We start from the raw sequence: 9,984 nt of genomic DNA on the forward strand, positions 1-9,984 counted from the left end.
ATCGACCACACAAAGTGCCCCAGACTGCTCACGCGGCACTCACCCCGGCGACAGCGGACTCGACCCTCATCACAGACGAAACCCTATCGACGCCCGCCGACAGAATCGTTCGACACTGCTTCGGCGGATTCGGTGATGTCCCGCTGTGTGGTGGAGGTTATCGACATCGTGCGGGTCAGTGGTTGTGAGTCTAGGCCGCGTCGATCGCAATGATGCTGGCTCACTGAGCGGCCGTTCTCTAGGCTGGGCGGCGTGACTACTGCTCCCCTGACCGATGGCCGCACCCGATGAGCGGCGGACTGGTCGCGCTGCTCGACGACGTCGCGGCGCTCGCCCGCTTGGCAGCCGCCTCGCTCGACGACGTCGGTGCAGCAGCCGGCCGCGCCAGCGCCAAGGCCGCCGGGGTCGTGGTCGACGACGCGGCGGTGACGCCGCGCTATGTACACGGCCTCGCCCCGGAGCGGGAACTGTCGATCATCCGGCGCATCGCGTCAGGTTCGGTGGTCAACAAACTCGTCTTCATCCTGCCCGCCGCACTGCTGCTGAGCCAGTTCGCACCGTGGCTGCTGACACCGATCCTTATGTGCGGCGGCACCTACCTGTGCTTCGAGGGGGCCGAGAAGGTCTGGGAGAAGGTCTCCGGCCACGAGCACGGGCATGAGGAGCCGGCCAGTGTGTCCGGAGCCGACCAGGAGAAGGCCGTCGTGAGCGGCGCTGTGCGCACCGACTTCATCTTGTCGGCCGAGATCATGGTCATCGCGCTCAACGAGGTGGCCGACGAGCCGCTCGCGGCGCGCGCGTTGATCCTCGTCGTCGTGGCTCTGGCCATCACGGCACTGGTCTACGGGGTCGTCGCGCTCATCGTCAAGATGGATGACATCGGCCTGGCACTGACCCGGCGCGCCTCCTCGGCGAGCCAAGCCTTCGGTCATCTGCTCGTGCGCGGGATGCCCGTCGTGCTCGCCACCCTGGCCACCGTCGGCATCGTGGCGATGCTCTGGGTCGGCGGCCATATTCTCCTGGTCGGTACCGACGACCTCGGCTGGCACACGCTCTACGGCGGGGTTCACGACCTGGAGCACACCGTCCATGAGGCCGCCGGAGCCGCCGGCGCTCTCGTGGGCTGGCTCACCAACACCGCCGCATCGGCAATCCTCGGGTTGGCCGTCGGCGCGGCGGTCGTGGCGCTGGTCCACGGGATCAAGGCCCTGCGTTCCCGGTAGGCCGTCGGTCGGGAGACGACCTCGGCACCTGAGAGATTCCGCTGGCTGAGGTGCGCCCGTCGAGGTTCGTCGCAAGCTCCTCGCACCTCAGGACCCGCGAGGACCGAGCGTCCCCCGCAAGCGGGAGGTACCCCCACCTCGAAGCCTGCCGTGGGCGGCTCAGACGAACAGCGACGTATCGCCGGCACCTTCGCGTACGACCTCGGGGACGCCGTCGACGAAGTCGATCACTGTGGTCGGCGCGGGGCTGACGTCACCGGAGTCGACCACGGCTTCCACCTCGTGTTCCAGGGCCTCCTTGATGCTCCAGGCATCGGTCATAGCCTCGGACTCTCCCGGCAGGATCAGCGTGCTCGTGAGCAGCGGCTCGCCCAGAGCGCCGACGATGGCCTGCGTGACCGCGTGGCGGGGAAGGCGGGCACCCACGGTCTTCTTCTTGGCGTGCAGCATGCGCTTGGGCACCTCGCGGGTGGCCGGCAGGATGAACGTGTATGGACCGGGTGTGGCCGCCTTGATCGCGCGGAACACCGCATTGTCGATGTGGACGAACTGGCCGAGCTGGGCGAAATCGTGGCAGATCAGCGTGAAGTGGTGTTTGCCGTCGAGTTTGCGGATCGACCGGATCCGCTCCAAGGCCGCCGCGTTGCCCAGCTGCGCACCCAGGGCATAGCCGGAGTCGGTCGGCAGGGCCAGCAGGCCGCCGTCACGAAGCACCGTCACGGCCTGGTCGACCGCGCGCTGCTGGGGGTTCTCGGGATGGATGTCGATGAAGCGGGCCATAGCCCGACCCTACGCCGACCCTCATGGTGATCCATCTCACATGGACTCGTTCCGGCATATGGATAGCGGACGGGCGGGAATCTGTCGGCTCGCGCGGCGGTTCTACCCTGACGGAGTCCGCCGTCGAAGGGAATGCGCCGTGAGCACCGTGAGTCTCGCCGAACGCCGCGAACGTCAGAAGCGCCATGATGCCGAGCGTGCGGCCCACCTCGCACGCCGGGAGACCTTCGAGACCCGGCGGCGTTCCGCCGAGGAGTTGCGGGCATTGGCCGAGGAGGCCGAGCGCCGGTTCGACTCCCCCGACACCACCACGGAGCAGGTGCTCACCTGGGTCGCGGAAACCTTCGGACTGCGTACGGCCGTCGCCTGCTCCATGGCCGATGCCGTACTGCCCGCAGTGGTCGCCGAGTATGTCCCCTGGGTCGACACGCTCTTCCTCGACACCGGTTATCACTTCGCCGAGACCCTCGGCACCCGCGAGGCCGTCGAGTTGTCGATGCGGCTGACCATCGTCGACGTACGGCCCGAGCAGAGCGTCGCCGAGCAGGACGCCGCCCACGGAGCGGACCTCTTCGCGCGCGATCCGGCGCTGTGCTGCCGGTTGCGCAAGGTCGAGCCGCTGACCCGCACACTGGCGCAGTACGAAGCCTGGATCACCGGCGTCCGCCGCGACGAGGGGCCGACCCGCGCCGACACCCCGTGGGTCACCTGGGATGCCAAGAACGGGCTGGTCAAGATCAACCCGCTGGCCTCCTGGACCTTCGACGAGGTGCTCGACTACGCCCGCGAGCACGACGTCATCGTCAATCCGCTGGTGGGCGACGGGTATCCGTCCATTGGCTGCCGCCCCTGTACGCGCCGGGTCGCGCCGGGCGAGGACCCCCGTGCGGGACGGTGGGCCGGCTTCGAGAAGACCGAGTGCGGCCTGCACACCTGATGCAGATCGGCGAGTCCCTGTCGATGCTGCCGATCAGCCTGCGGGTCAACGGGCGAAGGGTGCTCGTGGTCGGCGGCGGCACGGTCGCCACTCGCCGGGTCCGCACCTTCCTGGCGGCCGATGCCGAGGTCGTGGTGGTGGCTCCCGAGGCGTCTGCGACCCTCATCGCGCTGGCAGGCGAGGGTGCCCTCGCCTGGCACGCACGGCGTTATGTCGAGTCCGATCTCGACGATGCGTGGCTGGTGCAGACCGCCACGGCCTCGCCGGTCGATGATGTGGTCGCGGCCGACGCCGAGGCACGCCGGGTCTGGTGCCTCAAAGGTGGAGACCCCGCAGGAGCGACGGCCTGGATGCCTGCCGTGGCGCGGGTCGAGGGCGGGACCATCGCCGTCAGCGGTGAAGGCAGCGCGCGGCGTGCGGTGCGCCTGCGCGACCGGATCGTCGACCTGCTCAGGCAGTCGCCGCCGGAGTGAGGCCCTGGCGGCGTACCCACCACAGCCCGATGAACGGCAGCACCAGCGGGATGAACCCGTATCCCGCGCCGAAGGTGCTCCATACCGTCGCATCGGGGAACAGGCCGACGTCGAGGAGGCTGAGCAGTCCGACACCGAGCACGCCGGCCAGCTCGAAGCCGATGGTGGCCACGGCGAGGCGACGGCGATCGGTGGCCAGCGCGTAGGTCGCCACGATGTAGACGACGCCGGCGACGGCCGACAGTCCGTAGGCGACCGGCGCGTCGCCGGCCTTCGCGCCGAGCTGGTAGATCGACCGCGCGGACGCCGCGAGCGCGAACACTGCATACACCGCCACGAGCACCCGGCCGAAGCCGTCCTGCGTCTTAGACATACGCCCCCTGCCAGATCCCCAGCACCCGAATCATCAGGACCGCGACGGTCAGCATCGCCACGACCACCACGCCGGTCCCCCAGCGGGACTTCTCCGCGATGCCCCAGATCACCGCCGCAGGAGGGATGACCAGGGTCGTCACCAGGTAGGAGACGAACAGCACGCCGTCGACGTCGCGGTCGGTACGGGCCAGCGCGACCGAACCACCGATCACCAGGGCGACCAGCAGCAGTTCGAGCACCGCGATGACGTAGAACAGCCCGTTGGTGAACGGCTCGTCGCGCCACAGCAGCCACCCCGCGTGGAACGCCGCGACGAGCGCGTAGCCCGCGACGGCATAGGCGATGGGGTCGTTCACGTCGGCGATCTTCTCACACCTGCGATGATGGGCCGGTGCAGAACCCGATCGTGCTCGTCAACCCCGCCATGGCCATCGGGTCGCGGTACTACGCCCCGCTCGTGGCCTGCTTCGAGGCGCGTCGATGGGCAGCCAGGGCGCTGATCCGCCGGGGCTTCGAGGAGGGCCAACCGCGCGCGTCGTGGCACCACGACTGGTCCTATACCGACGAGATCGCCGACCTCGCTGCGGCCATCGGCCAGGCGCGCGAAGAACATCCCGGACGTCCGGTGATCGTGCTCGGTCACAGCCTCGGCGGTCAGATCGCGGCTGGGCAGTGCATCGGCAGTGACGGCCCGGACGCCATCGTGGGCATCGGCACGTCAACGCCGTTCTTCCGCAACTACCCGCACGCGGGTGTCCATCTGATCGCCGCAGGAGTCACCGCGTGGCCGCTGACCACCGTGTTCGGATACCTGCCGAAGCCTGCCTTCGGCGCGCCGGGCGCCCGCACCCTCATGCGGGAGTGGGCCGGGTGGGCGCTGACCGGCAGGCCGCCGTTTCCCGTGCCGCGCCGGATCGACGTGCCGACGCTCATCGTCAAGCTCCAGGCCGACCCGTATGCGGTCTCGGCGGCCACCGACGATTACGTCGAACGTTTCTGCGACCCGTCGCTCACGACCCGTTGGACCTTCACCCGCGAGGCCGCCGGACCCGAGGGCACGACCGATCACGTGCGCTGGGTCCGTTCCCCCGAGCCGGTCGTGGACCGCATCGTGCAGTGGTGGAGCACGCAATCGGGTTCGCTCCCTGCGCCAGCAACGCCGTCGCCTGCCGGCTGACTCCGCCAGCAGGCGAATTCGGTCCCTGAGGTGCGCCCTTCGAGGCTCGTCGCAAGCTCCTCGCACCTCAGGGACCGCTTGCGAGCCTCGAAGGGACCCCAACCGCAGCTCATTTCGAGGCTCCGCTCGTTCCTCGCTCCGCACTGGGGGTACCTCCCGCTTGCGGGGGACAATGAGCGGCATCGGCCATTGATCAGCACTTCCCTAACGGCGGAACCGGATCCTCTGTTGGTGTGCTCTCCCTACTCGGCGAAGGCTTCGGGGGGCGGGCAGGAGCAGGCGAGGTTGCGGTCGCCGTAGGCCTGGTCGATGCGCCCGACCGGCGGCCAGTACTTGTCATCGGTCGTTCCGGCGGGGAACACGCCCTCGGCCACCGCATAGCCATGTGTCCAGTCCACGAGGGAGCGCGCCGTGTGCGGGGCATTGACCAGCACATTGTCGTCGGCGGCCGACTCCCCGGCGATCACGGCGTCGATCTCCGCGCGGATCGCCAGCATCGCATCGCAGAAACGGTCCAGCTCTGCCAGGTCCTCGGACTCCGTCGGCTCGATCATCAGCGTGCCCGCCACCGGGAAGCTCATCGTCGGGGCGTGGAAGCCGTAGTCGATGAGCCGCTTCGCCACGTCGTCGATACTCAGCCCCGCCTCCTTGGTGAGCGGGCGCAGATCGAGGATGCACTCGTGCGCGACCAGGCCTCGGTCGCCGGAGTACAGCACCGGATAGGCCTCACCGAGCCGCCGGGCCACGTAGTTCGCGGTGAGCACGGCCACGGACGTCGCCTGCGTGAGTCCGTCGGCGCCCATCAGCGCGATGTAGGCGAACGGGATGGGCAGGATGCCGGCCGAGCCGTACGGCGAGGCGCTGATCGGACCCAGCCCCTCGCGGCGGGCGGGATCCGGATGCAGCGGATGGGTCGGCAGGAAAGCCGTCAGGTGCTCGGCCACCGCCACCGGGCCGACGCCCGGCCCGCCGCCGCCGTGCGGGATACAGAACGTCTTGTGCAGGTTCAGGTGCGAGACGTCACCACCGAACTCACCGGGCCGGGCGTGCCCGACGAGCGCGTTGAGGTTCGCACCATCGACGTACACCTGTCCGCCGTGCGCATGCACGACCTCGCACAACTCGGTGATGCCGTGCTCGTACACGCCGTGCGTGGACGGATAGGTCACCATGATCGCCGCCAAGTCGTCGGCGTGCTGCTCGCACTTGGCGCGCAGGTCGGCCAGATCCACCTCGCCGTCGTCGGTGGAGGCCACGACCACGACCTTCATGCCCGCCATGACCGCCGAGGCCGCATTGGTGCCGTGCGCCGAACTCGGGATGAGGCAGACCGTGCGGTTCTCCTCGCCGCGGCTGCGGTGATATCTGCGGATCGCCAACAGCCCGGCCAACTCGCCCTGCGATCCGGCATTGGGCTGGATGGAGACCTTGGCATAGCCGGTCAGGTCCGCGAGCCACGTCTCGAGGGTGTCGATCAGCTCGATGAACCCGGCCGCGTCCTCGGCGGGCACGAAGGGATGCAGGTCGGCGAAACCCGGATAACTGATCGGCTCCATCTCCGCAGTCGCGTTGAGCTTCATCGTGCACGAGCCGAGCGGGATCATTCCCCGGTCGAGGGCATAGTCGCGGTCGCTGAGCTTCTTGAGGTAGCGCAGCATCTGGGTCTCGCTGCGGTGCTCGGCGAACACCGGATGGGTCAGGATCTCGTCGGTGCGCAGCAGGCCGGCGGGCAGCGCCGAGTCGGCATGTCCCGCCTGAGCGTCGACTCCGAAGGCCTGCAGCACGCTCACGACGTGCTCCCCGGTCGTGGTCTCCGAGGCGCTGACGCCGACGTGATCGGCGTCGAGCGCCCTCAGGTGAATGCCTCGCTCGCGCGCTGCCGCAACGATGCCGGCAGCACGGCCCGGAACACGGGCGGTCACCGTGTCGAAGAACGTATCGCCGACCAACTCGATGCCGCCGGCCCGCAGACCCCCGGCAATGGCGGCGGCCTGGGCGTGCGTGCGCGCGGCGATCTCGCGCAGGCCATCGGGGCCGTGGTATACGGCGTACATCGATGCCGCCACGGCCAGGAGCACCTGCGCGGTGCAGATATTGGAGGTCGCCTTCTCCCGGCGGATGTGCTGTTCGCGGGTCTGCAAGGCGAGCCGGTAGGCGGGCCGTCCCGCCGAGTCGACCGAGACGCCCACGAGGCGGCCGGGCAGGTGCCGCTCCAGGCCGGCGCGCACGGCCATGAAACCCGCGTGCGGGCCGCCGTAGAACATCGGTACGCCGAAGCGCTGGGCCGAGCCGACCGCGACGTCGGCACCCATCGATCCGGGCGAGGCCAACAGCACGAGGGCCAGCGGATCGCTGACGACGACCGCGAGGCCGTTGGCGGCGTGGGTGGCCTCGATGACCGGTCGCGGGTCGACGATCACGCCGTCGGTGCGCGGGTAGGCGATGATCGTGCCCGCGCAGTCGTCGACCGGCAGCGTGCCCTCGCGCAGGTCGGCGTGGATCAGCTCGATGCCCAAGGCCTCGGCGCGGGTGGCGATCACCGCGATGGTCTGGGGGTGCAGGCCGGTGTCGATGACGACCGGCGCCTGGTCGCGGCCGCGGACGGCGCGCCGCACCAGCGTCATCGCCTCGGCCGCCGCCGTCGCCTCGTCCAGCAGCGAGGAGTTCGCCGTCGGCAATCCGGTGAGGTCGCCGATCATGGTCTGGAAGTTGAGCAGGGCTTCCAGGCGGCCCTGGGAGATCTCCGGCTGGTAGGGCGTGTACGCGGTGTACCAGGAGGGGTCCTCCAGCACGTTGCGGCGGATCACCGGCGGCGTGACGGTCGGGTGGTATCCGGCACCGATCATCGACACGCCGGGGTTGTCGCGCTCGGCGAGGGCGCGGAGCCGGTCCAGGACGTCCTGTTCGCTCTGTCCGAGGGCCGTGACCGCGCTCGCCTGCCGGGTGCGGATGCCGGCGGGAACTGCGGCGCTCATCAGCGCATCGAGCGAGTCGAAGCCGACTCGCTCGACCATCGCGGCGATCTCGGCGGGGCGGGGGCCGATGTGGCGCTCGACGAAGGAGGAGGTGGTCACGGATACTCCAGATGGGGTCGGGGACGTGATCTTCCCCTCCCCTTCTGTCGGCAGACCTCCAGAATCGCCTCGTCCGCGTGGTCCGGGATGCCTGAGAGGTTCCGGGGAGGAATTGCCCCTTCGGCGCTGCCCTGGTGCGGGTCAGTCTCTCCCACACGGCGTTGATCGGCTGGCACAGCCTACCAATCCTTCGCGGAAGCCAAGAGCCAGCATCGCGGTTGACACGAACAAAGCGGCGAGCCGTGTGGCCCGCCGCTTTTCTGTGTCCGAGGGGGGACTTGAACCCCCACGCCCGTTGAAGGGCACTAGCACCTCAAGCTAGCGCGTCTACCATTCCGCCACCCGGACAGGTGTGGTGCTGGCGCGGTACGACCCGCTCCGGCAGCGCGAGCCAGTCTAGCAAAGACCCGCCCGATTCCCGAACCGGGGTGCGGCGGTCACATCAGGTGCGACAGGCCGTGGATGGCCAGCCCGGCCAGGCCCCCGACGACGGTGCCGTTGATCCGGATGAACTGCAGGTCGCGGCCCACGTGCAACTCGATCCGCTTGGCGGTCTCGACCCCGTCCCACCGTTCGACGGTCGCCGAGATCACCGTCGCCAGCTCGCCACCGTGATGCTCGACGGCATATGACGCCACCTCCGCAGCCAGATCGTCCACCCGTGCGGCGAGCGCCGGATCGTCCAGCAACCGCTGTGCTGCGGCCCACACCTCCTCGACCGCCCGGCGACGCAGCAGGCCGTCATCGGTCAGGGCCTCGACCAGCACCGCCTTCAACGACGTCCACAGCGAGATCGAGGTCGCGATCACCTGCGGCTGGGCCAGCACCCGCTCCTTCAGTCGTTCGGCGCGCTCACGGGTCGGGCCGTGGAACTGCAGGTCGTGCGCCAACTGGCCGAGCCAGTCGTCGAAAGCCGCCCGTGCGCGGTGCTGCGGGTCGTCGCGCACCTCGGCAACCCAGCGCACCGCCTCCAGATGGAGCCGCGCGGCCACGCGCTCGTCGACCCACTGCGGAGTCCACCACGGCGCGCGCTGCTCGACGATGGAGGTCACCTCGGCCTCGTTGCTGACCAGCCAGCGGTGCAGTTCGTCGGTCACCAGATCGACGACGCCCGTGTGCGCGCGGTCGGCGACCACTTCTGCGAGCATCTGCCCGGCAGCCGGCCCTAGCGGTTCGGTGCTGAGCTTCGGCACGATCACGTCGCGCACCAGGGCCGCCACGTCGTCGTCGCTGATCCGGTCCAGGCCGTGCGCCACGATGCGCGAACCGGCCCGCACCAGCCGCTCGGCGTGCCCCGGCTCCAACACCCAGGCCCCCACCCGCTCGGCCACCCCGACCGCCAGCACCCGCTCGCGGACCACCTGGGGTTGCAGGAAGTTGTCCGCGACGAAGTCCTGCAGGCTCTCGCCCAGCGACTCCTTGCGTTTGGGGATGATCGCCGTGTGCGGGATGGGCAGGCCTAACGGATGCTTGAACAGCGCGGTCACCGCGAACCAGTCCGCCAACGCACCGACCATCGCGGCCTCCGCTGCAGCGTTGACATAGCCCAGCGCACCCTCTGCGTCCCGGGTCAGCACGAAGATCACCGCCGTGACGACCAGCAACGACGTCGCCACCAGACGCATCCGGCGCAGCGAACGACGGCGCTCGGCATCCTTGGCCGACAACTCCGGCGGCACCGCGAACGAAGCAGACACGCAAGCAGACTAGATGATTGATGCGGGGAGATAAGGCCTTCGGCGTGGCTGCGTGACCTCAGAGACCAGGGTGTCCAGACTCAGCGTTGCTTACCCGAACGCCGAACCCCTGAAGGGGGCACCTGCGATGGACGCTAACCTGGACACCCTGGCGACCGCACTCTACGTCACCTGCGACGACCTGTTGAAGGATCATCCCGAGCAGGTTCCGTACCGTCCTGCCTCGGGATTCCGGCCACGGATCACCG

The 9,984-nt window shown here is 69.3% G+C and carries 9 protein-coding genes, 1 tRNA gene and 1 riboswitch; of the genes, 4 read left to right on the forward strand and 6 right to left on the reverse strand.

Annotated elements, in window-relative coordinates; genetic code table 11:
* Positions 1-287 precede the first annotated feature (287 nt).
* A complete protein-coding gene (locus QM597_RS03600; RefSeq protein ID WP_415003505.1) occupies positions 288-1,223 on the forward strand; it encodes a DUF808 domain-containing protein in 936 nt (311 codons plus the stop codon).
* A gap of 159 nt (positions 1,224-1,382) precedes the next feature.
* On the opposite strand, the gene QM597_RS03605 is transcribed toward QM597_RS03600, so the two are convergent.
* Positions 1,383-2,003, reverse strand: coding sequence for an L-threonylcarbamoyladenylate synthase (locus QM597_RS03605; protein ID WP_415003506.1), 621 nt, complete (start codon positions 2,001-2,003; stop codon positions 1,383-1,385).
* A 139-nt stretch (positions 2,004-2,142) separates the two neighbouring features.
* On the opposite strand from QM597_RS03605, the gene QM597_RS03610 reads away from it, so the two are divergent.
* Both QM597_RS03610 and QM597_RS03615 read left to right on the forward strand, forming a co-directional pair.
* Positions 2,143-2,940, forward strand: a complete 798-nt coding sequence (locus QM597_RS03610; RefSeq protein ID WP_415003507.1) for a phosphoadenylyl-sulfate reductase — start codon at positions 2,143-2,145, stop codon at positions 2,938-2,940.
* On the forward strand, positions 2,922-3,413 hold the full coding sequence (locus QM597_RS03615) for a precorrin-2 dehydrogenase/sirohydrochlorin ferrochelatase family protein (RefSeq protein ID WP_415003508.1): 492 nt from the start codon (positions 2,922-2,924) through the stop codon (positions 3,411-3,413). The genes QM597_RS03610 and QM597_RS03615 overlap by 19 nt, the downstream gene beginning before the upstream one ends.
* Here QM597_RS03615 and QM597_RS03620 read toward each other — a convergent pair.
* On the reverse strand, positions 3,391-3,786 hold the full coding sequence (locus QM597_RS03620; RefSeq protein ID WP_415003509.1) for a hypothetical protein: 396 nt from the start codon (positions 3,784-3,786) through the stop codon (positions 3,391-3,393). The genes QM597_RS03615 and QM597_RS03620 overlap by 23 nt on opposite strands.
* Positions 3,779-4,144 carry a hypothetical protein gene (locus tag QM597_RS03625; RefSeq protein ID WP_415003510.1) on the reverse strand — a complete coding sequence of 122 codons (366 nt, stop codon included), beginning with the start codon at positions 4,142-4,144 and terminating at the stop codon, positions 3,779-3,781. Before QM597_RS03625 ends, QM597_RS03620 begins: the two co-directional genes overlap by 8 nt.
* 35 nt (positions 4,145-4,179) lie before the next feature.
* On the opposite strand from QM597_RS03625, the gene QM597_RS03630 reads away from it, so the two are divergent.
* On the forward strand, positions 4,180-4,965 hold the full coding sequence (locus QM597_RS03630) for an alpha/beta fold hydrolase (protein ID WP_415003511.1): 786 nt from the start codon (positions 4,180-4,182) through the stop codon (positions 4,963-4,965).
* 242 nt (positions 4,966-5,207) lie between these two features.
* Here the strand turns inward: QM597_RS03630 and gcvP are convergent, their stop codons facing one another.
* The 3 genes from gcvP to QM597_RS03645 form a co-directional block, all read right to left on the reverse strand.
* Positions 5,208-8,039 carry an aminomethyl-transferring glycine dehydrogenase gene (gene gcvP, locus QM597_RS03635; RefSeq protein ID WP_415003512.1) on the reverse strand — a complete coding sequence of 944 codons (2,832 nt, stop codon included), beginning with the start codon at positions 8,037-8,039 and terminating at the stop codon, positions 5,208-5,210.
* A 68-nt stretch (positions 8,040-8,107) separates the two neighbouring features.
* A riboswitch (glycine riboswitch) is annotated at positions 8,108-8,203 on the reverse strand.
* Between the two features lie 99 nt (positions 8,204-8,302).
* Positions 8,303-8,387, reverse strand: a tRNA-Leu gene (locus QM597_RS03640).
* Between the two features lie 89 nt (positions 8,388-8,476).
* Positions 8,477-9,736: a DUF445 domain-containing protein gene (locus tag QM597_RS03645; RefSeq protein ID WP_415003513.1), complete on the reverse strand. Its 1,260-nt coding sequence runs from the start codon at positions 9,734-9,736 to the stop codon at positions 8,477-8,479.
* Positions 9,737-9,984: the final 248 nt, after the last annotated feature.

Source organism: Aeromicrobium sp. (genome assembly GCF_047607065.1).
Taxonomy (GTDB): Bacteria; Actinomycetota; Actinomycetes; order Propionibacteriales; family Nocardioidaceae; genus Aeromicrobium.